Genomic DNA, 25,471 nt, shown 5'->3' with positions numbered 1-25,471 from the left:
CCGTTCCTCTTTGCATCATCATCGATGGGCCACGAACTGGTGGCCCACTACTCACGTCGTGGCCGAGCGCCCGGTGAGGCGCCTGGCGTTCTCCAGGTGCGCGGTCAGCGCGCCCTGGATCCGGAGGGTCGCCTCGTCCAGCGCCTTCCTGGTCCGCCGGCCGCTGCCGTCACCGGCCTGGAAGGCGTCGCCGAAGACGACGTCGACCCGGCTGCGCAACGGAGGCAGTGCCGGTATCAACCGTCCGCGGCGCTCCGTACTTCCCAGGACCGCCACGGGGACGATCGGCGCCCCGCCGCGTACCGCGAAGTACGCGAGCCCCGCACGGAGCGAGGCGAAGTCTCCCTCGCCCCTCGTGCCCTCGGGGAAGATCCCGAGGGCCCCACCGCCCTGCAGCACCCCGAGCGCCCGGGTCACGGCGGCGCGGTCGACGGTCGTGCGGTCCACCTTGAGCTGCCCGATTCCGCGCAGGAACGGGTCGAGCGGACCGACGAACGCCTCCTTCTTGATCAGGAAGTGGACGGGCCGGGGTGCGGTGCCCATCAGCATCGGTCCGTCGATGTTGTGCGCGTGGTTCACCGCGAGTATGACGGGTCCGGTGACGGGCACCCGCCAGGCGCCGAGCACGCGGGGCCTGAACAGCCCGTACATGAGCCCGATGCCGATCCCGCGCCCGACGGCCGCTCCGCGCGGCGTCGGCGCGGCGGTGGCATCGGTCACTTCGCGGCCCGCGTCTCCCCGACGAGGGTGACGACGCACTCGATGACCTGGGGAAGGGTCAGCTCCGTGGTGTCCACCTCGACCGCGTCGGCGGCCTTGGCCAGCGGGGACGTCTTGCGGCCGGAGTCCGCGGCGTCCCGCTTGATCAGCGCCTCCTTGGTGGCGGCGAGGTCGGCGCCCTTGACCTCCCCGCTCCGGCGGGCGGCGCGCGCCTCGGGCGAGGCGGTCAGGAAGATCTTGATGTCGGCGTCGGGCAGCACGGTCGTACCGATGTCGCGGCCCTCCACGACGATGCCGCGCCCGGCCTCCGCCGCGATGGTGCGCTGCAGTTCGGTGATCCGGGTCCGCACCTCGGGAACGGCGCTGACGGCGCTGACGGCCGCGGTGACCCGCTGCGTACGGATCGGGCCCGAGGCGTCCTCGCCGTCGACGGTGATCGTCGGGGCGGCCGGGTCCGTCCCCGAGACGATGACCGGCTTGGCGGCGGCGGTGGCGATCTCCGCGGCATCGCTCACGTCGATGCCGTTGTTCAGCATCCACCACGTGATCGCGCGGTACTGCGCGCCGGTGTCCAGGTAGCTCAGGCCGAGCTTGGCGGCGACGGCCTTGGAGGTGCTCGACTTTCCGGTGCCGGAGGGACCGTCGATGGCGACGATCACCGCGGCCGGGGCAGTCGGGCGGGCAGCGGCGCTTACGGTTTCCACGGTGGTGGACACCTTCCTGGTACACGGGGTGGGCGGAGCGGGCCAGGGAACGGCCTCCCCCAAGGTTACCGAGTGCGCGAAGCGCCTTTGTACCCCTGTCCCCGGGCAGGAGCCGCCGGACCCGGGCGGACGCGGTCTACGGCCGGATGGACCAGCCCCGCTCCTTGAGCGCGGTGCCCAGCGCGGAGGCCGCGCTCGGCTCGACCATCAGCTGCACCAGACCCGCCTGCTGGCCGGTGGCGTGCTCGATGCGGACGTCCTCGATGTTCACCCCGGCCCGCCCGGCGTCGGCGAAGATGCCGGCCAGCTCTCCGGGGCGGTCGCTGATGAGGACGGCGACGATCTCGTACGAGGCCGGGGCCGCCCCGTGCTTGCCGGGCACCCGGACCCGGCCCGCGTTGCCGCGGCGCAGGATGTCCTCGATGCCCCGGGTGCCCTCCCCCCGCTCGTCCTCGTCGGCCGACTGCAGGCCGCGCAGGGCCCTGACCGTCTCGTCCAGGTCGGTGGCGACCCCGGCCAGCACGTCGGCGACGGGACCGGGGTTGGCGGAGAGGATCTCCACCCACATCCGGGGGTCGGAGGCCGCGATCCGGGTGACGTCCCTGATCCCCTGGCCGCAGAGGCGTACGGCGGTCTCGTCGGCCTCCTCCAGGCGGGCCGCGACCATCGAGGAGATCAGCTGCGGGGTGTGGGAGACCAGGGCGACGGCCCGGTCGTGGGCTTCGGCGTCCATGACGACGGGGACGGCGCGGCAGAGCGCGACCAGTTCCAGGGCGAGGTTGAGCACCTCGGTGTCGGTTTCCCGGGTCGGGGTGAGGACCCAGGGGCGGCCCTCGAAGAGGTCCTCGGTGGCCGCGAGGGGGCCGGAGCGCTCCTTGCCCGCCATGGGGTGCGTGCCGATGTACGGCGTGAGGTCGAGGCCCAGCGCCTCCAGCTCGCGTCGCGGGCCGCCCTTGACACTGGCGACGTCGAGGTAGGCGCGGGCGGCCCCCTCCCGCATGGCCCCGGCGAGCACGGACGCCGTGTGGGCGGGCGGTACGGCGACGATCGCGAGGTCGACGGGTCCCTCGGGCGCCCGTTCCGTGCCGGCGCCGAGCGCCGCCGCCGTCTGTACCGAGGAGGAGTCACGGTCGACGAGGTGGACCTGGATGCCGCGCGCGGCCAGCGCGAGGGCCGCGGAGGTACCGACCAGGCCGGTGCCGATGACGAGGGCTGTTCTCACTGGGCGATGTCCTTGCGGAGGGCGCCGGTGGCGCCGAGGTAGACGTGGCTGATCTCCGCCCTGGAGAGATACGTCTCGACGTGGGCGAGGATGCGCACCACCCGGGGCATCGCGCCGGCGATGTCCAGCTCCTGGGCGCAGATCAGCGGTACGTCGACGATGCCGAGGCCCCGCGCGGCGGCGGCCGGGAAGTCGCAGTGCAGGTCGGGGGTGGCGGTGAACCAGATACTGATGAGGTCGTCGGCGACGAGTTCGTTGCGCTCCAGGATGGCGGTGAGCAGAGCCCCCACCCGCTCGCCCATGTGTCCTGCCTCGTCCCGCTCCAACTGGACGGCTCCACGGACCGCTCGTACCGCCACGTCGTACCCCTGTTCCCTCGTTTGCGTGCTCTTCAGCCTAGAGGGGCTGCGGGGCGGTTGGTCACCGTGCTCTGTGGGTGAGACAAGGCGTCGGCGGGCGTGCCGGTTACGCGCCACCCGGCCGGGTACCCCCGCCGGTTCGCGGGGAGCAGGCGGTCCGCGGTGTGACCGGCGCCCCGGCCGGCCGCGGAGCGAGGAGAGCCGTGGAAGCACGGCGACGGACGGTCCTGAGGGCGGACGCCGCCGGACCGGCGGGCGGCCGCGGCTCCTCCGGCGCTCCCGCGCCGCCGGCGCTGCCCGCCGCCCGGATCGCCGTGCGGGGGCGACGCGGCCGCCCCGGGCCGGCCGCGTAAGGTCGCGGCCATGATCACCCCTGGAGCCGCGGAGCTGGTCCGCGACCACACCGTCTACTCCTGCGTGATGGGCTCACGGGCCTTCGGGCTGGCCACCGAGGGCAGCGACACCGACCGGCGCGGGGTCTTCCTCGCGCCGACCCCGCTCTTCTGGCGCCTGACCAAGCCGCCGGCCCACGTCGAGGGCCCCGCGGACGAGCAGTTCTCCTGGGAGCTGGAACGCTTCTGCGAGCTGGCGCTGCGTGCCAACCCCAACGTGCTGGAGTGCCTGCACTCCCCGCTCGTGGAGCGGATCGACGCCACCGGCCGCGAACTCCTCGGCCTGCGCGGCGCGTTCCTGTCCCGCCGCGCCCACGGGACGTTCGTGCGGTACGCACTGGGCCAGCGGCGCAAGCTGGAGGCCGACGTCCGCGTGCACGGCGCTCCGCGCTGGAAGCACGCCATGCATCTGCTGCGCCTGCTGACGAGCAGCCGGGACCTGCTGCGGACGGGCGAGCTGACGATCGACGTCGGCGACGCGCGGGAGCGGCTGCTCGCGGTGAAGCGGGGCGAGGTTCCGTGGCCCGAGGTGGAGCGGTGGATGTCGCACCTGGCCGAGGAGAACGAGGAGGCGGCCGCCCGCTCCCCGCTCCCTCCGGAACCGGACCGGGACCGCGTGGAGGACTTCCTGGTCCGGACCCGGAGGGCGTCGGCGTCCGCGGACCCCGGCGGGGCCGGCGTCGGCGGTCCGGGCGGCCACGGCCCCGGACCGGTGGCGGGGCCGCCCGGCCCGGACCAGGGCGGCTGAGGGCTGTCCCGCACTTCCCGGTGGATCGGCCGCGCGGCGTCGGATGCGGTGCGTCGCACGACGGAGGAGCGTCCGCCTACGGGATGCACGGGGACGTTCCCGACAACGCGGCGAGGTGCCGTAGCTGTCGTCGCGCGCCCGCCGGGAAGCGCGGGACACACCCCGGAGCCCCACCAGGGCCGCGCGACCCGGGTCAGGGCAGCTCGATCCCCCGGAGCCACCCGGCCGGGACATCCCTCGGTTCGAGTACGACCGGAGGCGAGGCAGCTCGACCGGAGTCAGGGCCGCTCGTCGGACAAGGTGAAGAACGGACCGCGGGCCGCGCCGCCGTCCGGGAGACGCCACCCGGCGGTCACGTGGCCACGGGCCTTCGACCCGCCGGTACGGGCGGCCGGCTCGTCCGCACGTAGGACGCGTGTCACCGCGATGACCGCGGACGCCTCCTGCCCGGCCTCTGATGCCGTCCGGAGGACGATGTCGGTGCCGTGCTTCCCGTCCCGGACCGTCGACGACGTGATCGCGGCCGGGTGGCCGGCCCCGGCGGAGTGGACGGCGACGGTCGGGTCGGGGGTGTCGGTCAGACTCTGGGCCTGCGGCTGGGCACGTCCCACGAACAGGGCGAGCAACTGGGCGGCCAGCACGGGGTCGTGGGCGCCGTCGTACACCCAGCGCCGTCCGAGGACCCCGTGCTCCGTCGTGCCGACGAGCGCCTCGCCGGCTCCCTCCAACGGTGCCCCGCGGTAGGTGAGGGGGACGAGGTAGGGGACGGGCCGCTCCCCGGAGGTGTCCGTGACCACCATGAGCTCGATGCCCACCTCACCCTCGGGATCGTCGAGCCGGAAGCCGCCGGCCGGGGAGAGCTCCGCCCCGCCCGCCGGGCCGGTGTACCAGGGCCGGGTGGGCAGCCAGGGGGTGAGGAGCTGCAGCTTGGTCGGTTCCATGGTGGTTCTGTGGATGACAGCCATGCCTGATCAACTCCTCGTACCGGTGACGGGTTCCCGTCCTCCACCTCTCGCCCACCCACGCCCCGAGGAGCGGCCGGGACAGTCAGGCCCCGTCCGCCGGGCGGCGGGCCACCCAGAGCCGGCGGGTCGAACGGACGACCAGGTCGTCGCGGTGACGCACGTCCTGCGGGCCGCCGCCGAGCAGGGTGCCGAGGGCGACGAGGTCCGCGGGGTCCGCCCGGCCGTCGAGGGCCGCGCGGATACGGCCGAGCACGAGGTGTGCGTAACGCCCCGCTCCGACGGGCAGGGGTGGGTGCAGTTCCAGCCGCTCCGTGCGCTCCCGCTCGACGGTGAATCCGGCGGATGACAGCAGGACGCCCCAGTCGGCGCCCAGGTGCGGAAGCCGCTCGGCGTGGAGGCCGTTCAGCGCCTCGCGGCAGCGGGTCTCCAGGCCGGGGTGGTCCGGCACCGCGTCCTCCGGCAGGAAGTACGGCATCCCGTCCATCTCCGCGACGGCCAGCAGTCCGCCGGGGCGGAGCGCGGTACGGACCCCGGCGAGCGCCGCGGCCGGGTCGTCCACGTGGTGCAGGGAGGCGGACGCCCAGACGAGGTCGGCGACCGCGATGCCGGCGAGCCCGGCGCCCGCGTCCCTCTCCAGCGTGCACACCCGGTCGCCCAGGCCTCGGGCGCGGGCGGCGTCGCCGAGCCGGGCCAGCATGTCCGCGGCGTTGTCGACGGCGGTCACCCGGGCGTCGGGGAACCGTTCCAGCAGGGCGAAGGTACCGGCTCCCGTGCCCGCCCCCAGGTCGACGACGTGGGTGACGTCTCCCTCGGCGGCCTCGGCGAGCCGGGCGGTCACCGAGGTGAGGTACGGCGCGAACAGCTCGGCGTCGAGGTCGAGCACCGCAGCGAGAACGTCCTGCGGGTCAGGGTCCCCGTGAGCGTGGCCGTGCGCGTGCGGGGCGGCGCCCTGCGGCACCGGGTCGAGGGACGTCGGGTGGGGGCGGGAAACGGGAGGTGTCATGCGACCGAGCCTACGGAGCATTGCCCTCAACGCATACTCTCTTGCTCATGACGCAAGAAGGTAGTGACCTCGACGGCCTCGTACGCAAACGGATCCGTGCCCTGCGGGCCGCGAACGGCTGGTCGCTCGACGACCTGGCCATCCGCTGCCACCTCAGCGCTTCCACATTGAGCCGCATCGAGACGGGGCACCGCAGAATCGCGCTCGACCAGCTCACCGTCATCGCCCGGTCCCTCGGCACCTCGCTCGACCAGCTCGTCGAGGCGGCCCCCGACGACGTGGTCACCAACCCCGTCCGCAATCCGGCGCGGGGCCTGACCCATTGGACACTGCGTGCCGAGCCCGGCGTCACCGTGGCCCGGATGCGGCTGACCGAACCGCCGCCCGAGGGACCGTCGGCGCTGAAGGCGCACCCCGGCCGGGAGTGGTTCACGGTGCTGTCCGGCACGGTCGAGCTGCTGCTGGGGGAGCGGCGGCTGCGGATGGTGGAGGGCCAGGCTGCCGAGTTCACCACGATGCTCCCGCACGCGCTGGGCGCCGTCGGCGGCCCGGCCGACGTCCTCGGCATCTTCGACCGCGAGAGCCGCCGCTCCCACCTGCGCGAGGGCGGATGAGAGGGCGGCGCCGGGTCGTCAGGACGCGGGCCTGCCCCGGCAGGTGTCCGGCGGTCCGGCCCGCCCGAGGGGCATCGTGCCGCTGTGCGGGGGTCAGGCGTCCCAGAGCGCGCCCAGTGACAGCAGGTCGCTGCGGTACTCGATGCGCTCGGACCACTCCTTGGGCCAGGCGCCCGCCCCCAGGTGAGCCCCGGCCAGCGCTCCTGTCAGGCAGGCCAGGGAGTCGGAGTCGCCCCGGGTGCAGGCGGCCCTGCGCAGGGCGGTGACCGGTTCCTCCGGGAAGAGCAGGAAGCAGTGCAGGGCCGTGGCGAGGGCCTCCTCGGCGACCCAGCCGTCTCCGGTGGTCTCACACGGGTCGGTCTCCGGGGACGGGCTGCGCAGGGCGTCCTGGACCCCGGCGAGGGCGGCCAGGCAGTCGTCCCAGCCGCGCCGGATGTACGCCTCCGGCGAGGGATCGCCCGCGTACCGCCAGAGGTCGCCGAGCCAGCGCTCCAGGTAGCGGCCGCTGTTCTCGTAGGCGTAACTGCGCAACTGGCCGACCAGACCCATGGGTTCGGCTCCCTGCGCCAGCAGGTACACCGCGCGGGCTGTGAGGTCGGAGGCGGCCAGGGCCGTGGGGTGGCCGTGCGTGAGGGCGGCCTGGAGCTGGGCCGCGCCGGAGCGCTGCTCCTCGCTGAGGCCCGGCACGAGACCGACCGGCGCAACCCGCATGTTGGCGCCACAGCCCTTGGAGCCGGTCCGGCTGGCCTCCTGCCATGGGCGGTCGCCCTCGAGCAGACGGCAGGCCGTCATGCAGGTGTTGCCCGGGGCACGGTTGTTGTCCGGGGAGTGGTACCAGTCGACGAACTCCTGGCGGACCGGTGCCACCAGGCGCTCAGGGGTGAGCAGGCCCCGGTCCGTGGCGGTGCGGATGCCGCGTCCCAGGGCGAGCGTCATCTGCGTGTCGTCGGTGACGAACGCGGGCTTCGGCAACCGCATCTGCCGCCAGGGCCCGCACTTCGCGAGGATGGACGGCACGTCGCTGAACTCGGTGGGGAAGCCCAGCGCGTCGCCGAGCGCCAGCCCGGTGAGCGCGCCGGTGGCCGCCTGTGCGGTGAGTATCCGTGTCGGGATCATGTCGTCCGTCCTTCCGGGCGTCCTTCCGGGCGCAGGAGTGGTGGGTGCAGCGCGGTAGCGGAACCCGCCCGGTAGAGGGCGGCGGGTTTCCCGCGTCCGCCGGTGCGGCGCGGCGGTCCCTGCACGGCCTCGACAAAACCGGGCGTGGTGAGGACCTTGCGCCGGAAGTTGGGCCGGTCGAGGGTGACGCCCCAGACGGTCTCGTAGACCTGCTGGAGCTCGCCGAGGGTGAACTCGGCGGGGCAGAACGCGGTCGCCAGGCAGGAGTACTCGAGCCTCGCGCCGATGCGGTCGTGGGCGTCGGCCAGGATGCGGTCGTGGTCGAAGGCGAGCGGCCCGGTGCTGCCGGTGTCCCACCACTGCGCACGGGCCGCGTCCCCGCCGCCGCGCGGCTCGGGCAGGTCGGGTACGAGAGCGGCGTACGCGACGGAGACGACCCGCATCCGGGGGTCCCGGTCCGGATCGGTGTAGGTGCGCAGCTGTTCGAGGTGGAAGGCGCACACGGACTTCTGCGTGAGGCCGGTCTCCTCGGCGAGTTCGCGGCGGGCCGCCTCCTCCGCGGATTCGCGGGGCAGCACGAACCCGCCGGGCAGCGCCCAGTGGCCCCGGTAGGGCTCCTGGCCGCGCTCCACCAGCAGCACGTGGAGCCGTTCCTCGCGGACGGTGAAGACGGCGAGGTCGACGGTGACGGCGAAGGGGGTGAAGGCGTGCGGGTCGTACCCGTCGGGGGCGGGGCTCATCGCCGCTCCGGGAGGGGTGCGGCGAAGTCCCAGGACGTGGCGAGGAGTTCGTCGACGGCGGTGACCGCGGCGGCCAGGCGGTCCCGATGCGGGCCGGCGAGCTCGACGAACCTGCGCCCGGTGCGGGTGAGTTCGACGCGGAAGCGGTCCGTCATCCAGGGCCGCAGCTCCTCACCGTCGCGTAGCCCGTCGTCCTCGAAGGCGACCCCCTCGTGGCCGGTGAGCAGCCAGAGGTGGTGGGTGACCCGGTCGGCGGTCTTCTCGACGAGCGGGTTGCGTCCGCCGATGTAGCGCTCGTGCCACACGGTGGTGGCGAAGGAGTCCGTGTCGCAGAAGAGCACCGGGGAACCGGCCCGCGCGGCGGCCTCCTCCCGGGCGTTCTGGGTCTCGGCTATGACGGGGAAGTCGTCGGTGGTGAAGGCGACGTCCTCCCACTGGGCCCCGGGCCACTCCTTGCGCAGGGCGGCGAGTTTCGCCTCGCTGAACTCCCGCCCGTACTCGGCGACGTACCGGGTGTGCGCCCAGACGCCGCCGCGCCGGCGGAAGTGCTCGGTGAGTGCCCGCGCCAGGGTCGTGGTGCCGGTGGACTCGGCGCCCAGGACGACGACCCGGCGGGTGAGCGCGGCCCGGACGGGCGGTTCGAGGAAGTCCCAGCAGCCGGCCGGGTCCGCCCGGACGGCGGTTCCGGACACGGGGAAGGCGGTGCGCTCCGGATCGACGAGGACGGACCGGGCGCCGAAGCGGCGGGCCAGTTCGTCCCCGTACGTCTCCGAGGTGAAGACGGCGTCGACGCGTTCGGGGACGGCCCCCGTGAACACGGCCATGTGCGCGTCCCAGACGGCGGGGTCGGTGAGGTCCATGGGGATGTCGTCGACGGCGCCCACCACCCGGACGCCGGGGTGCACCTCGCGCATCCAGGCGACGCGGTCGGCCAGGGGGACGGACTCGACGGAGGCGGCGCAGACCAGGACGGTGAGCCGCTCGCAGCGGTCCTGCGCGGTACGGACGAGGTGGTGGTGGCCGGCGTGCGGCGGATAGAACTTGCCGAGGACCAGACCGTGCCCGTGGCGCGTCACGCGGCCACCCGCGCGTCCGCCGTACGGACGGCCGTGAGGTCCCGGCTCCAGTTGCGCAGCCCCGCGAGGCAGAGCGCCAGGAAACCGGCGTAGAGCAGGGAGGTGAGGTAGAGCTCCTTGTACGCGTACAGCGGGATGTACACCAGGTCGGCGGCGATCCAGAGCCACCAGGACTCGACGCGCTTGCGGCACTGCCCGTACGTCGCCGTCAGGGACAGGGAGGTCGTCAGCGCGTCCCAGAAGGGCACGGTCGAGTCCGTGGCCCGGGACAGCAGCGCGGTGAGGGCGAGGGTCCCCACCACCCCCGCGGCGAGCAGCCAGGTCCATTCGGTGCGCGTGGTCCTGCGCACCGGCAGGACGGACGTACCTGGTCCACCCCCGTGGGTCCAGGTCCACCAGCCGTACGCGGCGAGGGTGATGAAGACGATCTGGAGGCCGGCGTCGGCGTACAGACCGGACTGGGCGAACAGCAGCACGAAGAACAGGTTGTTCGCGATGCCGACCGGCCAGTTGGCGAGGTGCTGGCGGGCCACGAGCCCGACACAGAGCGCCCCGCTGCCGAAGCCGAGCACCTCGGTCCAGCTGACCGGGGTGCCCAGGACCGTCACCAGGGGCTGCTGCAGGGGGTCGAGGATGTCCACGAGCGTCACGCCGCCTCCTTCTCCTTTATGGTCACATTGACTATAAAGAAGAAACGGCGACCGCGAAAGGCCCGCGGCCGGTTCCTGGTCGAAAACGCACCAGGAACCGGCCGCGGGCCGTTCGGGTCGGGGGCCGGGCTACAGACCGACCTCGCGCATCAGCATGCCGACCTCGGTGTTGGTCAGGCGGCGCAGCCAGCCGGACTTCTGGTCACCGAGCGGGATCGGCCCGAAGGACGTGCGCACCAGCCGGTCGACCGGGAAGCCCGCCTCGGCCAGCATGCGGCGCACGATGTGCTTGCGGCCCTCGTGGAGGGTCACCTCGACCAGGTAGTTCTTGCCGGTGTTCTCGACCACCCGGAAGTGGTCGGCACGGGCGTACCCGTCCTCCAGCTGGATGCCGTCCTTGAGCCGCTTGCCCAGGTCGCGCGGGAGCGGCCCCTGGATGGCCGCCAGGTACGTCTTCTTGACGCCGTACCTGGGGTGCGTCAGCCGGTGGGCCAGCTCGCCGTGGTTGGTGAGCAGGATGATGCCCTCGGTCTCGGTGTCGAGCCGGCCGACGTGGAAGAGCCGGGTCTCGCGGTTGTTGACGTAGTCACCGAGGTTCTGGCGGCCGTCCGGGTCGCCCATGGTGGAGACGACACCGGCCGGCTTGTTCAGCGCGAAGAAGAGGTACGACTGGGTCGCCACGGTCAGGCCGTCGACCTTGATCTCGTCCTTCTGCGGGTCGACGCGCTTGCCCTGCTCCAGGACGATCTCGCCGTTGACCTCGACCCTGGCCTGCTCGATCAGCTCCTCGCACGCCCGGCGCGAACCCATGCCGGCACGGGCGAGGATCTTCTGCAGACGCTCGCCCTCCTGCTCGGCGCCGGGGTGCGTCTTCGGCGTCCGGATCTCGGGCTTCTCGGCGTACCGGTCGCGGTTGCGCTGCTCGATCTTGGCGTCGAGCTCCCGGGGCCGGGACGGGGCGCCCACCCGGCGTCCGCCCTTGCTCACGTTCTGTGCGGGCTTCGGACCGCCCTTGGCGCCGCCGCGGGCGGCCGCGCCGCGGCCCTTGCGGGGGCCGCCGTCGCCGCCGGGCTTGTCGGAGCCCACGTCGTAGCGGCGCTCCTCGGGGCGGGGCCGGCGGGGGCGCTGCTCCTGCTTGTCGTCGCGTCCCGCGGAACGTCCGGCGCCGCTCGCGCCGCCCGATCCCTTCGGCCGGAAGGAGCCGCCCGAGCTGCCCGAGCCGCCCCGGGAGTTCCGGTTGCCGCCGCTCTTGCCGCTGCCGCTTCCGCTGTTGCTGCCACTGCTTCGCATCAAAAATCCGTCTTGTCGTCTGCGTGAGTTTCCGGGGTGTCCGGTGCGTCCGGATCGAACGACGGCACACCCTCTAGCGTCTCAGCCTCGATCGCGTCCGCCTCCGGGAGGAAGGGCGCGAGCTCCGGGAGCTCGTCCAGGCCTCGCAGGCCCATGCGCTCCAGAAAGTAGTTCGTCGTCCCGTACAGGATCGCACCTGTTTCGGGTTCCGCGCCCGCCTCCTCGACCAGACCCCTCTGGAGCAGGGTCCGCATCACGCCGTCGCAGTTCACTCCGCGCACCGCCGAGACCCTCGACCGGCTCACCGGCTGCCGGTAGGCGACCACCGCGAGGGTCTCCAGCGCGGCCTGGGTGAGCCGGGCATGCCGGCCGTCCAGGACGAAGCCCTCGACCGCCTCCGCGTACGCGGCGCGGGTGGAGAAGCGCCAGCCCCCGGCGATCAGCCGGAGCTCGAATCCGCGGCGCTGGACGGTGTACTCGTCGGCCAGCTCCCGCAGGGCGGCCGCGACGGCCCTGCGGGGCCGCTGGAGGACCTTGGCGAGGTGCTCCTCGGTGGCGGGTTCGTCGACGACCATGAGGACCGCCTCCAGCGCGGGCTTCAGGGGGAGGCCGGCCACCCCGTTCCCCCGCTGTCCGTCGTCCTCACTCATGCGTCCACGTCCTCCCGCGTCTCGCGCGCCTCTTGGTCGAACTCATCCGTCACGAGCGGTTCCGTCCCCTCGCCGCCCGACCAGCGCACCAGGAGGTCGCCGAGGGGTTCCTCCTGGTCGAGGGTGACGGCCTTCTCCCGGTAGAGCTCCAGGAGCGCCAGGAATCGGGCGACGACGGTCAGCGTGTCCGCCGCGTCCTCGGTGAGCGCCCGGAAGCTGGTCTCGCCCTCCGCCCGCAGCCGCGCCACCACGATCCGGGCCTGCTCGCGGACGCTGACCAGGGGGGCGTGGATGTGGTCGACGTACACCTGCGGCCTGGGTTTCGGCTGCATCGCCTTGACCGCGAGCCGGGCGAAGCCGTCCGGGCCGATACTGATGACGACCTCGGGCAGCAGCGCGGCGTGGTGCGGCTCCAGCCCCACCGTACGGGGGTAGCGGCGGGACTCCGCGTCGAGCCGGTCGCTGAAGATCTCCGCGATCCGCTTGTACGCGCGGTACTGCAGCAGCCGCGCGAAGAGCAGGTCGCGCGCCTCCAGGAGCGCCAGGTCCGCCTCGTCCTCCACCTCGGCGGTGGGCAGCAGCCGGGCGGCCTTCAGATCGAGCAGGGTGGCGGCCACGACGAGGAACTCGGTGGTCCGGTCGAGGTCCCAGTCCGGTCCCATGGCCCGGATATGGGCCATGAAATCGTCGGTGACCCTGGACAGCGCGACTTCCGTCACATCGAGCTTGTGCTTGGAGATCAGCTGGAGGAGCAGGTCGAAGGGCCCCTCGAAGTTGACCAGCCGTACGGTGAACCGCCCGTCGCCGACACCCCCGTCCGCCCGTGCGGCGGCGCCCTCAGGGGCTTTTGGGGCGGCAGGGGCCTCCGGAGGCCGCCCGCCGGGGCCGGGAGCGCCGTCGGCGCCCTCAGGCGGCCCGGAAGCCTCACGGGCCGCGCCGGGAGCCGCTCCGGGTCCCCCGGGGACCGCCTGCGCTGCCGGTGCCTCAGGAACCGCAGCCGCCTCAGGACCTTCGGCAGCCGCGCCGGACCCCGCCTGCGGCGCGGGCCGGTTTCCGGGCCCCCGGCCGAGGGCGCGGCGGGCCGGGCGGGGCGGGTCGTCGGCAGTCGGCATGTGCTGAGGTCCAGGGGTGCGGCGGGGAGTCGGGCGGCGGCCCGTCCAGGCAGGCTACCGGCGCCGCGCCGGTCAGCGGCCCCGCAGCCTCCGTACGAGGATGCTCGCGTCGCCCCGCGACTCCAGGTCGGCGAGGACCACGGCGACCGCCTCGCGGACGATGCGCCCGCGGTCGACGGCCAGGCCGTGCTCGCCCCGCAGTACCAGCCGTGCGTGCTCGAGGTCCATGAGTTCCTCGGCCGACACGTAGACGGTGATCTTCTCGTCGTGGCGTTCGCGGCCGCTGGGCCGGCGGTTGGCGCCCCGTCCGCCGCCGCGCGTGCGCTGCTGCTGGCCCGCGGGGGCCGCCTCCTGCGGCGCGGTACGGGGCTGCGGCGGCGCGGGCCGCTCGCTGCCCTCGCTCCGGCTGCGCGAACCGCCGTCACCGGCGTCCGCCGCGGAGTGTTCCTCCTGTGCGGGGGCGGCGGACGTGCCACCGCTCGCGCCGGGGGTCCCGCCGCGTCCCGTCGTCTCCGCCGCCGGTTCGCCCGCCCCGGCCGGCGGGGGCACCCGCGCCTCGCCGTTCGCCTTGCGTCGCCGGTCGGCCGGGGACGAGGCCTGGAGGCCCATGCCCCCGGTGGTGCGGAACAGCTCGTCGGCCCCCGGCAGACTCACTCGGCGTGACACCGGGCGAGCACCTCCCTGGCGAGCTGGCGGTAGGCGGCGGCACCGACCGAGTTGGACGCGTACGTGGTGATGGGCTCGCCGGCGACCGTGGTCTCCGGGAAGCGCACCGTGCGGCCGATGACGGTGTGGTAGACGTGCTCGTCGAAGGCCTCGACGACGCGCGCGAGCACCTCACGGCTGTGCACGGTACGGGAGTCGTACATGGTGGCGAGGATGCCGTCGAGCTCGAGTTCCGGGTTGAGCCGCTCCTGGACCTTCTCGATGGTCTCCGTGAGCAGCGCCACACCGCGCAGTGCGAAGAACTCGCACTCCAGCGGGACTATCACCTTGTGCGCGGCCGTGAGCGCGTTCACCGTGAGCAGGCCGAGCGAGGGCTGACAGTCGATCACGATGTAGTCGTAGTCGGCCAGCAGCGGCTTGAGGGCGCGCTGCAGCGTCGACTCGCGGGCCACCTCGCTCACCAGCTGCACCTCGGCGGCCGAGAGGTCGATGTTGCTCGGGAGCAGGTCCATGTTGGGCACGGCGGTCTTCAGCAGGACCTCGTCGGCGGCCATGCCCCGCTCCATGAGCAGGTTGTAGACCGTGAGGTCGAGCTCCATCGGGTTGACCCCGAGGCCGACCGACAGGGCTCCCTGCGGATCGAAGTCGACGAGCAGGACCCGCCGTCCGTACTCCGCGAGGGCGGCACCCAGGTTGATGGTCGACGTGGTCTTGCCGACGCCACCCTTCTGGTTGCACATCGCGATGATCTTCGCGGGGCCGTGCTCGTTCAGCGGCCCGGGGATCGGGAAGTACGGCAACGGGCGGCCGGTCGGGCCGATCCGCTCGCGGCGCTGGCGGGCGGCGTCGGGCGCGAGGGTGGCCGCGTACTCGGGATCGGGCTCGTACTCGGCGTCGGGGTCGTAGAAGTGCCCCTCGGGCACCTCGGCGAAGTCGGCGAAGTGGGCGGTATCTCGGCCACTTTCGTTGCCGGCCATGGCGTTCACGTGTAGGCCGTCCATCATCTGGGGGGCTGTCGTCATGTGCTGGTGGGTGGCGAAGGTGCGGACAGCGACGGAGCCGACAGCTTCGAGCCCGATCGGGCTCAGACCCCGTGCAGGCATCCCTGGTTGACCACCCCCGGGAGTAATTGTCGACTCATTCACAAGTCGTCTTACCTCCTTGGATGTGACCAGGAAACTTATCGATAGGTCAGCGTGGCACCATGCCGACGATTGGCGACTCTATGGCGTGTCACCGGTTCGCAGCAACACAATCCGCCGGACCCGGCCCGATGTGTCGGCAATCGCGCACCGGTCTGTCAAGGGTGCGGGGCGAGTCGACCGCGCCTTTCGCGGGGGTGCGAACCGGGCGGGGAGTCATGTCTCCGGCACGTCGGGCGGGGGCCGCGCAGAGGGCCCGGCACACGCGCGGCCGGACCCTGCTGAGCAAGGTCCGGCCGGACGCGCGAGGTTGACGGGAAGCGGTGACCGCTCAGCCCAGGAGCGTGCTCAGTTCGACGTGGTCGAGCCCGTGGGCCTCGGCCACCTCGCGGTAAACCACCTGGCCGTCATGGGTGTTGAGACCCTTGGCGAGTGCGGCGTCACGGCGCAGGGCCTCGGTCCAGCCGCGGTTGGCCAGCTCCAGGATGTAGGGCAGCGTCGCGTTCGTCAGCGCGTAGGTGGAGGTGTTCGGCACCGCGCCCGGCATGTTGGCGACGCAGTAGAAGACCGAGTTGTGGACCGTGAAGGTGGGCTCGGCGTGCGTGGTCGGGTGGGAGTCCTCGAAACAGCCGCCCTGGTCGATCGCGATGTCGACAAGCACACTTCCGGGCTTCATCCTGGCGACCAGCTCGTTGGTGACCAGCTTCGGCGCCTTGGCGCCGGGGATCAGCACGGCACCGACCACGAGGTCGGCCTCGACGACGGCCTTCTCCAGTTCGAGGGCGTTGGAGACGACCGTCCGAACCCGGGTGCCGAAGATCCTGTCGGCCTCACGCAGCTTGTTGATGTCCTTGTCGAGCAGCGTGACGTGGAAGCCGAGCCCGACGGCGATCTGCGTCGCGTTCCAGCCGGAGACACCGCCGCCGATGACGACGGCCCTGGCCGACCCCGTACCGGGGACGCCGCCGGGAAGCACACCGCGGCCGCCGACCGAGCGCATCAGGTGGTAGGCGCCGACCTGGGGGGCGAGGCGGCCGGCGACCTCGGACATCGGGGCGAGCAGCGGCAGCGCGCGGTTCGCGGTCTCGACGGTCTCGTACGCGATGGCGGTCGTGCCCGACTGCAGCAGCGCGTCCGTGCACTCCCGGGAGGCGGCCAGGTGCAGGTACGTGAAGAGGGTCTGACCCTTGCGGAGCCGGTGGTACTCCTCGGCGACCGGCTCCTTGACCTTCAGCAGCAGGTCGGCGGCGGCCCAGACCTCGTCGGCGGTGGGCAGGATCCGCGCGCCGGCGGCGACGTACTCCTCGTCCGGGATGGAGGAGCCCTCGCCGGCGTGCCGCTCGACGAGGACCTGGTGGCCGTGGCGGACGAGCTCATGCACTCCGGCGGGGGTGATCGCCACCCGGAACTCGTTGTTCTTGACTTCGCGGGGGATGCCGACCTTCACGTCGATCACGGCCTTTGGCTCGGAGGTAGCTCGGACATGACGGGGTAAACCGACACAAACCAAGCATAAGGGGAGACACCGCAGGATGGTGCGGCAGAGCCATCATTAATGAAGGACTTCGCGCTGTCTAGCCTTACAAAGCATTAAGTTTCACTCGAAGGACTACGGATTTCGTAGGCCGGAGCCTCGTCTCCCAGCAATCTGTCGGCCGCTGACCTGTGCAGTCCGGCCGCCGCCGGGTCGCCGAGCCGGTCCAGGGTGTCCGCAAGCCTCAGTTCCAGGGCCGCCTGCAGCCGTACGTCGCCCGCCCTGCGCGCCAGCTCGACCGCCTCGCGGCAGGTGTGCAGCGACTCCTGCGGCCGGCCCGCGTACTCCTGGACCCGCGCCGCCTCGCTCATCGCACGCGCCTGGGCGGGCAGGTCCCCGAGCCGGCGGTACCCCGCCGCCGCGGCCCGCCAGCTGCGCAGGGCGTCGCCGTAGCGCCCGGCGTAGGCGTGTACGGCGCCCAGGCGGCCGTACAGGCGCGCCTCGTCCGCCCGCTCCCCCTGCGCGAGCCGCTGGGCGAGGGCGCGGCCGTACCAGTCGGAGGCCCGGTTGAAGTCGCCCAGCTCCGCATAGGCGCCGCCTACGGATTCCATGGCGCGCCCGGTCGCGTACAGGTCGCCGGCCGCGCGCCCGGCGTCGAGAGCCGCCCGGTAGCGGGCCAGCGCCTCCCGGGTCCGGCCGGTCCTGGCGTCGAGGTCGGCGAGGTTCAGCAGAGCCGCGGCCTTCTCGCGGGGCAGTTCGCGGCGCTCGGCCACGTCGAGGACCAGCCCGTGCAGCCCATAGAGCTCGGGCGCCGCGTCCTCGGTGCCCCGGTGCGCGGCGAGGGCGCGGACGAGCGCGGCCACCAGCCGGCGGGCCAGGGTGTCCAGGTCGCCGTCGCGGACCGCGAGCCGGGCGGAGGCCAGCAGGGCGGGCTGGCGGATGCGCAGCCACTCGGCCGCCGACTCCGGGTGCGGGAAGCGCAGGGAACGCGGCAGCCCGGCGAGCCTGCGGCGGGCCGGGGAGCCCTCCGGGTCGGTGATCGCCCGGCAGGCCTGGAGCTGACGCACGGTCCGCTCCAGCATCCTGGCCCGGGCGAGCTGGATCTCGGCCGGCCGCTCGCGTTCCTCCAGGACCGCCCGCAGCAACGGGGCGAGGCAGCCGGGGACTTCGTACTGGGGCAGCACGGCGCCGTTGGTCCGCAGCAGCCCGTACGCCACGAAGTCGTCCATCGTCGTCCGGGCGGCCGACACCGAACACCCGGCCAGCGCCGAGGCGGTGTGGGCGTCGGCCAGTCCGGCGGGCGCGAGCGCGAGCAGACGCAGTATCCGGGCCGAGGCCGCGGGCAGCGTGTCGTGGACCAGACGGAAGGCGCGGGCCAGCGGCCGGGCGCCGGTGGGCTGTTCCGGGTCGCCGGGGAGCTCGCGCAGCCGCTTGGTGGCGTCGGCGACCGACGCGCCCGGACGGGCGGCGAGCCAGCCGGCGACCAGTGCCAGGGCGGCGGGCTGGCCACCGCACTCCTCGGCCAGGGCCTCGGCGGTCCGTGGATCCACGGTGATGCGGACCTGGCCGATGGTGCGGGCGAGCAGCCGCACGGCGGAGCCCGCGTCCATGCCGCCCAGGGTGCACGGGCGGACACCCGGGATTCCGGTGAGCGGTCCGGTCGAGGTGGCGACGACCAGGCAGTCCGGGTTGTCGGGCAGCAGCGGATCGACCTGGTCGGCGTCGACCGCGTCGTCCAGCAGGATCAGGGCACGGCGCCCGGCGAAGGCCCGGCGGACCGATTCGGAGAGCTCGTCCTCGTCCGCGCCGGGTGGGGCGGCGATCGAGAGGAGGTCGAGGAGTCCCCGTGCGGCGCGCTCGGCGGGGACGCGCTCACCGCCGGGCTCGGTGAGCCCGACCCGGTACACGCCGTCGGGGTAGTCGCCCGGTTCCCCGAGCCGGCGGACGAGCTCGGCGGCGAGCGCGCTACGTCCGGATCCGGGTCGTCCGGCGATCAGCAGGACCCGGGCGCGTGCGGCTTTGCGGCCGGCCAGGGTGTCGAGGCCGGCATGGGCGACGTCCGCCTGAAGGGCTTTCAACTCTCTTTGGCGGCCGAAGAATTGGGGTGGGTTCGCGCCGGACGGTACCTCGGTCCCCGTCGTTCCCGCCGTTCCGGCCGGGCCGCTGGTGTCCACCGCCTGATCGGTCACGAGCCACGCTCCACTTCGCTGCACGCGGTTGCCCGCCGGAAGTCCGGTCGGGGCCTTTCGAGCGTAGTTCAGTGGTGCGGACGATCACGGCCGAGCGCGGCTGGCGGATCCCTCGATCGGATCAGCGTTTCTTACGATCGGACGCCCGGACGGCGTCACAGAGGGTCCGCCGGACCGCGGCGAGGCGGACCTCGCAGAGGCAGCCTCGGGGACGGCAGGCCCGGAGCGTCGGGCGCGCCGGACAGCGGGCAGCGGGACCGGGTCAGACCTCGAACGGCCGGGCGGGCCACGGCGCCTGGGCCGGGCGCAGCGAGTCCACCCCGTCGCCCGCGAGTACGGCGGTCAGCGAGAGGACGCCCACCACCAGGCAGTTGTTGTGCAGGTCGCCGGCGAGCACACCCCGTACGAGCTCCTGCAGCGGCACGCGGGCCAGCTCCATGTCGGCCTCCTCCTCGGCGACCTCGAAGCGCGCCCCCTCCGCCTCGGAGAGGTCACGGGCGAGGAAGATGCGCACCGCCTCGTCGCAGCCGCCGGGCGTGGTGTAGACGTCGGTCAGCACCCGCCAGTCCTCGGCCTTGACGTGGGCCTCCTCGTACAGCTCGCGCTGTGCGGCGTGCAGCGGGTTCTCGCCGGGGACGTCGAGGAGCCCGGCCGGAATCTCCCACAGCTTGTGGCGCACCGGGTGCCGGTACTGCCGCAGGACGAGGACCTTGCCGTCCTCGTCGAGCGCGAGCACGGCGACCGACCCGGGGTGGACCTGGTAGTCGCGGCTGTGGACACTGCCGTCGGGCATCACCACGTCATCGGTGCGGACGCTGGTCTTGTTGCCGGTGAAGGGGGTCGCCGTCGCGGTGACCTGCCACTCCTCGGGGGTGTCCTGGAAACCCATGTACGTCCTCCCACGAACCGAAAACGACAAACCGGGGCACGCGTCCGGTGAAGGACCCGTACCCCGGTCAACCGTATCGCTTACGCGTCGGCGCCCGTTCCGCGTGCCGCGGCCTGGCGCTCCACGGCGGCCTTCACCAGGCCGGCGAAGAGCGGGTGGGGGCGGGTCGGGCGGGAGCGGAGCTCCGGGTGCGCCTGAGTGGCGACCAGGTAGGGGTGGGTCTCACGCGGATACTCGACGTACTCGACGAGCTTGTTGTCCGGGGAGGTTCCCGAGAAGACCAGACCTGCCTTTTTCTCGAGCTCCGCGCGGTAGGCGTTGTTGACCTCGTAGCGGTGGCGGTGGCGCTCGTCCACGTAGGGCTGGCCGTCGTACGCCTCGCGGACCAGGGAGCCCTCGGCGAGCTTGGCCGGGTACAGACCGAGCCGCATGGTGCCGCCCAGGTCGCCCGCGCCCTCGACGTACGCGAGCTGCTCCTCCATCGTGGAGATGACGGGGTGGCCCGTGGCGGCGTCGAACTCGGTGGAGTTCGCGTCCGGGATCCCGGCGAGGTTGCGCGCGGCCTCGATCACGATGCACTGCAGGCCGAGGCAGAGGCCCAGCAGGGGCACCTTGTTCTCGCGGGCGTACTGGATGGCGCCGACCTTGCCCACGACACCGCGCTCGCCGAAGCCGCCGGGGATGCACACGGCGTCGACGTCGCCGAGGGCCCGCTGGGCACCGGCCGGGGTCTTGCAGTCGTCGGAGGCGACCCACTTCACCTTGACGCGCGCCTTGTTCGCGAAGCCTCCGGCCCGGATGGCCTCGGTGACCGAGAGGTAGGCGTCGGGCAGGTCGATGTACTTGCCGACCAGGGCGACGGTGACCTCGTGGTCCGGATTGTGGACGCGGTCCAGCAGGTCGTCCCAGGTGGTCCAGTCGACGTCGCGGAAGGGCAGGTCGAGCTTGCGCACGACGTAGGCGTCCAGGCCCTCGGTGTGCAGCACCTTGGGGATGTCGTAGATCGACCGGGCGTCCGGGCAGGCCACCACGGCGGTCTCGTCGACGTCGCACATCAGCGAGATCTTGCGCTTGATGGCGGTCGGTACCTCGCGGTCGGCACGCAGCACGATGGCGTCCGGCTGGATGCCGATGTTGCGCAGGGCCGCGACGGAGTGCTGGGTCGGCTTGGTCTTCAGCTCGCCGGAGGGGCCGATGTAGGGCAGCAGCGAGATGTGGACCACGAAGACGTTGTCCCGGCCGACCTCGTGGCGGACCTGGCGGACGGTCTCCAGGAACGGCAGCGACTCGATGTCACCGACCGTGCCGCCGACCTCGGTGATCACGACGTCCACGTCGTCGGCCGCCATGCGGCGGATGCGGTGCTTGATCTCGTTGGTGATGTGCGGGATGACCTGGACGGTGTCGCCGAGATACTCGCCACGCCGCTCCTTGGCGATGACCTGCGAGTAGACCTGGCCGGTCGTGACGTTGGCCGAGCCGTCGAGGTCGACGTCGAGGAAGCGCTCGTAGTGGCCGATGTCCAGGTCGGTCTCGGCGCCGTCGTTGGTGACGAAGACCTCACCGTGCTGGAAGGGATTCATCGTGCCCGGGTCGACGTTGAGATAAGGGTCGAGCTTCTGCATGGTGACCCGCAGGCCACGTGCCTTGAGCAGGGCACCCAGGCTGGAGGCAGTCAGACCCTTGCCGAGGGAGGAGGCGACACCCCCGGTGACGAAGATGTGCTTGGTCGTCGTGGATGTGGGCTGCATAGCCAAAGGGGGCTCCCGTGGTCGCGATCGTGAGGTGCGTGCCGGCGTGCCGCTCGGATTTTCCGGGGTGCCGTCGCTGCGGTTCGGGGGCCTCGTCCGCTCGGGACGACCACCGGTCCACGGGCTACCAGGGTAACAGCGACGAAGGGGGGCTGCTTCCGGCCACGCCTCGCACACGGCAGGCACAGGATCGCCGTACCTTTTTCGCGTCCTGCCCATTCGCCGGTTGCAGGAGTAGGACAACTGGCGGACAGTCGCGCGGAACCCCCTGGTGCGTCGTATCCTGCTCGGACCTTCGCTGCCGAGTCGGCCGGCCCAGCGGCTCCACCCCAGCCCGCTACACCCGTGCAAGAGCTCGTCGGTTCTACTACAACGACCCCTTGACCAGCAATAAGCGCCCTCCGGGGCGACATGGCCGTTCGACTGGAGACGCACGTGGCCGGGCGCATCGAGGATTACGCACTCATCGGAGACATGCAGACCGCCGCCCTGGTCTGCCGGGACGGCACAGCTGACTGGCTGTGCCTGCCCCGCTTCGACTCGCATGCCATTTTCGCCGGGCTCCTCGGCACCGAGGAGCATGGTTTCTGGCGGCTTGGACCCGCCCGTCCGGAGGGCGCGGAGCCCCCGGCCGCGGACCGGCGCCGCTACCGCGGGGACTCACTCGTCCTGGAATCGGAGTGGGACACCCCCCGCGGCACCGTCCGCGTGACCGATTTCATGCCGCCGCGAGACGGCGCACCGCAGCTGATCCGCATCGTGGAAGGCGTGAGCGGCCGGGTGCCGATGCGCTCCGAACTGCGGATGCGGTTCAGCTACGGGCGGGTCACCCCCTGGGTGCACAAGGTGGACGGCCGCACGGTCGCCGTCGCGGGCCCGGACTCCGTCTGGCTGGACACCCAGGTCGACACGTACGGCCAGAACCTGACGACGTACTCCGACTTCACCGTGGCACCCGGCGACCGGATCGCGTTCACCATCAGCTGGCAGCCCTCGCACCACGAGCCGCCCGCCATGCCGGACCCCGAGGGGTCCCTCGAGGCGACGGAGCACTTCTGGCGCGAGTGGGTGGAGCAGTGCACGTACCACGGGCCCTACCGGGAGGCGGTGGTCCGCTCGCTGATCACCCTGAAGGCGCTCACGTACGCGCCGACCGGTGGCATCGTGGCGGCGCCGACCACCTCCCTGCCGGAGGACATCGGCGGTTCCCGGAACTGGGACTACCGCTACACCTGGCTGCGGGACGCGGCGATCACGCTCTCCTCCCTGCTGCGCACGGGGTACCGCGAGGAAGCCCGCGCGTGGCGCGAGTGGCTGCTGCGGGCTGTGGCGGGCGACCCGGAGAACCTGCAGATCATGTACGGCATCGCGGGCGAGCGGGAGCTCGGCGAGGCGGAGCTGGACTGGCTGCCCGGTTACGAGAGCTCCGGCCCCGTGCGCGTCGGCAACGGTGCGGCGAACCAGCTGCAGCTCGACGTCTACGGCGAGGTCACCGAGGCGCTCCACCTGGCGCACATGACCGGGCTGACCCGCAACGACTACGCGATGGGCCTCCAGCTCAAGCTGATCGAGTACCTGGAGAACCACTGGCAGGAGCCGGACGAGGGCATCTGGGAGGTGCGCGGGCCGCGCCGCCACTTCGTGCACTCCAAGGTGATGGCCTGGGTCGCGGTCGACCGCACGATCAAACTCATCGAGTCCGGGGACGCCGAGGGGCCGCTGGAGCGGTGGCTCCAGCTGCGCGAGGACATCCACCGTGACGTCTGCGAGCGGGGTTACGACGAGGAACGCAACACCTTCACCCAGTCCTACGGGTCGAGGGAACTGGACGCCTCCCTGCTCCTGATTCCGCAGATGGGCTTTCTGCCGCCCGACGACAAGCGCGTCATCGGCACGATCGAGGCCATCCAGCGCGAGCTGTCCACGGAGGACGGGTTCGTCCTGCGCTACCCGACCGAGGGCGACGAGGCGGGCGTGGACGGCCTCGAGGGCGACGAGGGGGCGTTCCTGGCCTGCTCGTTCTGGCTGGCGGACGACCTGGCGATGATCGGCCGGGTCGACGAGGCCCGCCAGCTCTTCGAGAAGCTGCTCTCCCTGCGCAACGACCTGGGGCTGCTGGCCGAGGAGTGGGACTCCCGGCTCCAGCGCCAGGTGGGGAACTTCCCCCAGGCCTTCAGCCATGTGCCGCTGATCGACACGGCCCTGCGGCTCACGGCGAGCGGGGCGTATGTCGGCTGATTCCCCCGCGTGAGCCGGGCGTGGGCCGGCTCACGCGGGGCGTGGGCCGGCTCACGGGGCGTGGGCCGGCTCACGCGGGGCGTGGGCCGGCGAGTACGAGCAAGGGACCGCTATCAGTGGAGACAGAGGGCGGGATCACCGTGCGGCGGGCCCTGGAACTTCCGGGGCTGCGTGGCGGGCTTCCGGAGGTCCTGGCCTGCGCGGACCGGCTGGACCGCACGGTGCGCTGGGTGCACGCCGGCGAGGCGCCGAACATCCCCGCCCTCCTCAAGGGCGGGGAGCTGCTCCTCACGACGGGGCTGACGCTCGGGGCACGCCCCGCCGAGCAGCGTGCCTTCGTCCGCAGGCTCGCCGACCGGGGCATCGCCGCCCTGGTCGTCGAGCTGGGGCCGCGCTTCAGCCGGTTGCCGGCCGCGATCGTGGACGCCGCACGCACGGCGGGGCTGCCGCTCGTCCAACTGCACCGCGAGGTCCCGTTCGTCGCGGTGACCGAGGAGATCCACACCGAGATCGTCAACGGGCACTACGCCCTGCTCCAGCGGGCGGAGGAGGTGCACCGGCGCTGCACGCGGGCGGTGCTCGACGGCGGCGGAGTACCGCAGGTACTCGGCATTCTGGCCGATTTCACGGCGAACCCGGTCTTCCTGGAAACCCCGGACGGCCGGCTGCTGTACGCGGCGGGTACCGGCACCGCGCCGGTCGGCGCCGATCCCCTGCAGGTCTGGGACGGGCTGCGCGGCGGCCGGGAGGATCGTGCGGCACCCCCTGCCGGAGCGGTCCTGGTGGAAGTGCCGGGCGGCGGCCAGGGAGCGGGCTCCGTGCGGGCCCGGCTGGTCCTGCTCGCCGTGGCGGGGCCGCTGGTGGCGGTGCACCGGATGGCAGCCGAGCGGGCGGCGGGCATCCTGGCGGTCGTCCTGATGCAGGCACGCCAGGAGGAGGAGCTCGCTGCGCGGGGGCGTGGGGACTTCCTGACCGATCTCGCCGAGGGCCGCATCGCGGCGCAGGACGCGCCCGCCCAGGCCAGGGTGCTGGGGTTCAGGCCCGGGGCGGATCCGCTGCTGCCGGTGGTGATGCGGCTGGCCCCCGGCTCCGCGCCGGCGGGCAGCTGGGCGCTGCTGGCACGGGCCGTGACGGAGGAACTGTCGACGATGGGAGTGCCCGCGCTGCTCGGGGTACGGCCCGTGGAGGGCCGGATTCCCCTGCTGCTGGCACTGCGCCCGGGAACCGGCCGCACCGGGGTCGCCGACCGGGCGGCGGCGGCGCTGCGGGCCGGGGTGGAGCGGGCAGGCCTGGAGCGGGCCGGGGACCGCACGCCGGTCGTCGTGGTCGGGGACGCGGGTGACTGGGCGGCGGCGGGCGCGGGTCTGCGGCATGCGGCCGAGGCTGCCACGGCGGCGCAGGGGCTCGGCGAACGGCCCTGGTACGACGCCCGGCGCCTCGACATCGACCTGCTGCTGTGGCGACTGCGCGACGACCCCGACCTGGCGTCGTTCGTGGACCGGGCGATCGGGCCGCTGCGCGAGCACGACCGGACCTCGCGTCCCCCGCTGCTGCCCACGTTGGAGGCGTACATCGCCCATGCCGGCCGCAAGGCGGAGGCCGCGCGTGACCTGCATCTGAACCGGCAGACGCTCTACAACCGGCTGGCCCGCATCGGGGAACTGCTCGCCGCCGACCTGGACGATCCCGAGACTGTACTGGCCCTGAGCCTGGCCCTGCGGGCCCGCCGCCACGCGCCCTGAGTGCGCACGGCTCCCCCGT

At 72.9% G+C, this 25,471-nt stretch carries 23 protein-coding genes; 4 read left to right on the top strand and 19 right to left on the bottom strand.

What is annotated here, in order from left to right:
* Positions 1 to 51: 51 nt before the first annotated feature.
* The 4 genes from ACH4VO_RS14835 to aroH form a co-directional block, all read right to left on the bottom strand.
* Positions 52 to 720, bottom strand: a complete 669-nt coding sequence (locus ACH4VO_RS14835; RefSeq protein WP_360986621.1) for a lysophospholipid acyltransferase family protein — start codon at positions 718 to 720, stop codon at positions 52 to 54.
* Positions 717 to 1,436 carry a (d)CMP kinase gene (gene cmk, locus ACH4VO_RS14830; RefSeq protein ID WP_360986624.1) on the bottom strand — a complete coding sequence of 240 codons (720 nt, stop codon included), beginning with the start codon at positions 1,434 to 1,436 and terminating at the stop codon, positions 717 to 719. The genes ACH4VO_RS14835 and cmk overlap by 4 nt, the downstream gene beginning before the upstream one ends.
* A gap of 124 nt (positions 1,437 to 1,560) precedes the next feature.
* Positions 1,561 to 2,646 (bottom strand): prephenate dehydrogenase, encoded by a 1,086-nt coding sequence (locus tag ACH4VO_RS14825; protein WP_360986627.1) that lies wholly within the window; start codon positions 2,644 to 2,646, stop codon positions 1,561 to 1,563.
* A complete protein-coding gene (gene aroH, locus ACH4VO_RS14820) occupies positions 2,643 to 3,005 on the bottom strand; it encodes a chorismate mutase (protein WP_360986631.1) in 363 nt (120 codons plus the stop codon). The genes ACH4VO_RS14825 and aroH overlap by 4 nt, the downstream gene beginning before the upstream one ends.
* Positions 3,006 to 3,368: 363 nt before the next feature.
* Here aroH and ACH4VO_RS14815 point away from each other — a divergent pair, with 363 nt between their 5' ends.
* Positions 3,369 to 4,145 (top strand): DNA polymerase beta superfamily protein, encoded by a 777-nt coding sequence (locus tag ACH4VO_RS14815; protein ID WP_360986634.1) that lies wholly within the window; start codon positions 3,369 to 3,371, stop codon positions 4,143 to 4,145.
* A gap of 278 nt (positions 4,146 to 4,423) precedes the next feature.
* Here ACH4VO_RS14815 and ACH4VO_RS14810 read toward each other — a convergent pair whose 3' ends face one another.
* Both ACH4VO_RS14810 and ACH4VO_RS14805 read right to left on the bottom strand, forming a co-directional pair.
* Complete coding sequence (locus tag ACH4VO_RS14810) at positions 4,424 to 5,110, bottom strand: 1,4-alpha-glucan branching protein (RefSeq protein WP_360986637.1); 687 nt, start codon at positions 5,108 to 5,110, stop codon at positions 4,424 to 4,426.
* A gap of 82 nt (positions 5,111 to 5,192) precedes the next feature.
* Complete coding sequence (locus ACH4VO_RS14805) at positions 5,193 to 6,113, bottom strand: class I SAM-dependent methyltransferase (RefSeq protein ID WP_360986640.1); 921 nt, start codon at positions 6,111 to 6,113, stop codon at positions 5,193 to 5,195.
* Positions 6,114 to 6,160: 47 nt separating this feature from the next.
* On the opposite strand from ACH4VO_RS14805, the gene ACH4VO_RS14800 reads away from it, so the two are divergent.
* Entirely contained in the window at positions 6,161 to 6,727 is a 567-nt protein-coding gene (locus tag ACH4VO_RS14800; RefSeq protein WP_360986643.1) for an XRE family transcriptional regulator, read from the top strand.
* A 93-nt stretch (positions 6,728 to 6,820) separates the two neighbouring features.
* Here ACH4VO_RS14800 and ACH4VO_RS14795 read toward each other — a convergent pair whose 3' ends face one another.
* The 13 genes from ACH4VO_RS14795 to ACH4VO_RS14735 all read right to left on the bottom strand — a co-directional run bounded on the left by ACH4VO_RS14795 (position 6,821) and on the right by ACH4VO_RS14735 (position 21,472).
* A complete protein-coding gene (locus tag ACH4VO_RS14795) occupies positions 6,821 to 7,843 on the bottom strand; it encodes an ADP-ribosylglycohydrolase family protein (protein WP_360986646.1) in 1,023 nt (340 codons plus the stop codon).
* Entirely contained in the window at positions 7,840 to 8,583 is a 744-nt protein-coding gene (locus ACH4VO_RS14790; RefSeq protein ID WP_360986649.1) for an NUDIX domain-containing protein, read from the bottom strand. Before ACH4VO_RS14790 ends, ACH4VO_RS14795 begins: the two co-directional genes overlap by 4 nt.
* Positions 8,580 to 9,659 (bottom strand): AAA family ATPase, encoded by a 1,080-nt coding sequence (locus ACH4VO_RS14785; RefSeq protein ID WP_360986652.1) that lies wholly within the window; start codon positions 9,657 to 9,659, stop codon positions 8,580 to 8,582. The genes ACH4VO_RS14790 and ACH4VO_RS14785 overlap by 4 nt, the downstream gene beginning before the upstream one ends.
* Positions 9,656 to 10,309, bottom strand: a complete 654-nt coding sequence (gene pnuC / locus ACH4VO_RS14780) for a nicotinamide riboside transporter PnuC (RefSeq protein WP_360986655.1) — start codon at positions 10,307 to 10,309, stop codon at positions 9,656 to 9,658. The genes ACH4VO_RS14785 and pnuC overlap by 4 nt, the downstream gene beginning before the upstream one ends.
* Before the next feature lie 129 nt (positions 10,310 to 10,438).
* Positions 10,439 to 11,599, bottom strand: coding sequence for a pseudouridine synthase (locus tag ACH4VO_RS14775; protein ID WP_360986658.1), 1,161 nt, complete (start codon positions 11,597 to 11,599; stop codon positions 10,439 to 10,441).
* Positions 11,599 to 12,249 carry an SMC-Scp complex subunit ScpB gene (gene scpB / locus ACH4VO_RS14770; RefSeq protein ID WP_360986661.1) on the bottom strand — a complete coding sequence of 217 codons (651 nt, stop codon included), beginning with the start codon at positions 12,247 to 12,249 and terminating at the stop codon, positions 11,599 to 11,601. Before scpB ends, ACH4VO_RS14775 begins: the two co-directional genes overlap by 1 nt.
* Entirely contained in the window at positions 12,246 to 13,361 is a 1,116-nt protein-coding gene (locus tag ACH4VO_RS14765) for a segregation/condensation protein A (protein WP_360986664.1), read from the bottom strand. Before ACH4VO_RS14765 ends, scpB begins: the two co-directional genes overlap by 4 nt.
* A gap of 72 nt (positions 13,362 to 13,433) precedes the next feature.
* Positions 13,434 to 14,015, bottom strand: a complete 582-nt coding sequence (locus ACH4VO_RS14760) for a hypothetical protein (protein ID WP_360986754.1) — start codon at positions 14,013 to 14,015, stop codon at positions 13,434 to 13,436.
* On the bottom strand, positions 14,012 to 15,130 hold the full coding sequence (locus tag ACH4VO_RS14755; protein ID WP_069172300.1) for a ParA family protein: 1,119 nt from the start codon (positions 15,128 to 15,130) through the stop codon (positions 14,012 to 14,014). Before ACH4VO_RS14755 ends, ACH4VO_RS14760 begins: the two co-directional genes overlap by 4 nt.
* Positions 15,131 to 15,500: 370 nt before the next feature.
* Complete coding sequence (gene ald, locus ACH4VO_RS14750; RefSeq protein ID WP_360986757.1) at positions 15,501 to 16,616, bottom strand: alanine dehydrogenase; 1,116 nt, start codon at positions 16,614 to 16,616, stop codon at positions 15,501 to 15,503.
* A gap of 143 nt (positions 16,617 to 16,759) precedes the next feature.
* Positions 16,760 to 18,832, bottom strand: coding sequence for a tetratricopeptide repeat protein (locus ACH4VO_RS14745; RefSeq protein WP_360986669.1), 2,073 nt, complete (start codon positions 18,830 to 18,832; stop codon positions 16,760 to 16,762).
* A gap of 262 nt (positions 18,833 to 19,094) precedes the next feature.
* Positions 19,095 to 19,721, bottom strand: a complete 627-nt coding sequence (locus ACH4VO_RS14740; RefSeq protein WP_360986672.1) for an NUDIX hydrolase — start codon at positions 19,719 to 19,721, stop codon at positions 19,095 to 19,097.
* An 80-nt stretch (positions 19,722 to 19,801) separates the two neighbouring features.
* Positions 19,802 to 21,472 carry a CTP synthase gene (locus ACH4VO_RS14735; RefSeq protein ID WP_360986675.1) on the bottom strand — a complete coding sequence of 557 codons (1,671 nt, stop codon included), beginning with the start codon at positions 21,470 to 21,472 and terminating at the stop codon, positions 19,802 to 19,804.
* A gap of 435 nt (positions 21,473 to 21,907) precedes the next feature.
* Here ACH4VO_RS14735 and ACH4VO_RS14730 point away from each other — a divergent pair, with 435 nt between their 5' ends.
* On the top strand, positions 21,908 to 23,710 hold the full coding sequence (locus tag ACH4VO_RS14730) for a glycoside hydrolase family 15 protein (protein ID WP_360986760.1): 1,803 nt from the start codon (positions 21,908 to 21,910) through the stop codon (positions 23,708 to 23,710).
* Between the two features lie 116 nt (positions 23,711 to 23,826).
* Positions 23,827 to 25,452, top strand: a complete 1,626-nt coding sequence (locus ACH4VO_RS14725; RefSeq protein ID WP_360986678.1) for a PucR family transcriptional regulator — start codon at positions 23,827 to 23,829, stop codon at positions 25,450 to 25,452.
* The last annotated feature ends 19 nt before the right edge of the window (positions 25,453 to 25,471 follow it).

Source organism: Streptomyces sp. NPDC020780 (genome assembly GCF_044334475.1).
Taxonomy (GTDB): Bacteria; Actinomycetota; Actinomycetes; order Streptomycetales; family Streptomycetaceae; genus Streptomyces.
This window is presented reverse-complemented; position numbering and strand designations above follow the sequence as displayed.

Coding starts and splice junctions, on each gene's coding strand:
- ACH4VO_RS14800 (WP_360986643.1), top strand. CDS start 6,161: ATGACGCAAGAAGGTAGTGACCTCGACGGCCTCGTACGCAAACGGATC.
- ACH4VO_RS14810 (WP_360986637.1), bottom strand. CDS start 5,110: ATGGCTGTCATCCACAGAACCACCATGGAACCGACCAAGCTGCAGCTC.
- scpB (WP_360986661.1), bottom strand. CDS start 12,249: ATGAGTGAGGACGACGGACAGCGGGGGAACGGGGTGGCCGGCCTCCCC.
- ACH4VO_RS14790 (WP_360986649.1), bottom strand. CDS start 8,583: ATGAGCCCCGCCCCCGACGGGTACGACCCGCACGCCTTCACCCCCTTC.
- ACH4VO_RS14775 (WP_360986658.1), bottom strand. CDS start 11,599: ATGCGAAGCAGTGGCAGCAACAGCGGAAGCGGCAGCGGCAAGAGCGGC.
- ACH4VO_RS14795 (WP_360986646.1), bottom strand. CDS start 7,843: ATGATCCCGACACGGATACTCACCGCACAGGCGGCCACCGGCGCGCTC.
- ACH4VO_RS14735 (WP_360986675.1), bottom strand. CDS start 21,472: ATGCAGCCCACATCCACGACGACCAAGCACATCTTCGTCACCGGGGGT.
- ACH4VO_RS14805 (WP_360986640.1), bottom strand. CDS start 6,113: ATGACACCTCCCGTTTCCCGCCCCCACCCGACGTCCCTCGACCCGGTG.
- ACH4VO_RS14815 (WP_360986634.1), top strand. CDS start 3,369: ATGATCACCCCTGGAGCCGCGGAGCTGGTCCGCGACCACACCGTCTAC.
- ACH4VO_RS14765 (WP_360986664.1), bottom strand. CDS start 13,361: ATGCCGACTGCCGACGACCCGCCCCGCCCGGCCCGCCGCGCCCTCGGC.
- ACH4VO_RS14740 (WP_360986672.1), bottom strand. CDS start 19,721: ATGGGTTTCCAGGACACCCCCGAGGAGTGGCAGGTCACCGCGACGGCG.
- ACH4VO_RS14755 (WP_069172300.1), bottom strand. CDS start 15,130: ATGCCTGCACGGGGTCTGAGCCCGATCGGGCTCGAAGCTGTCGGCTCC.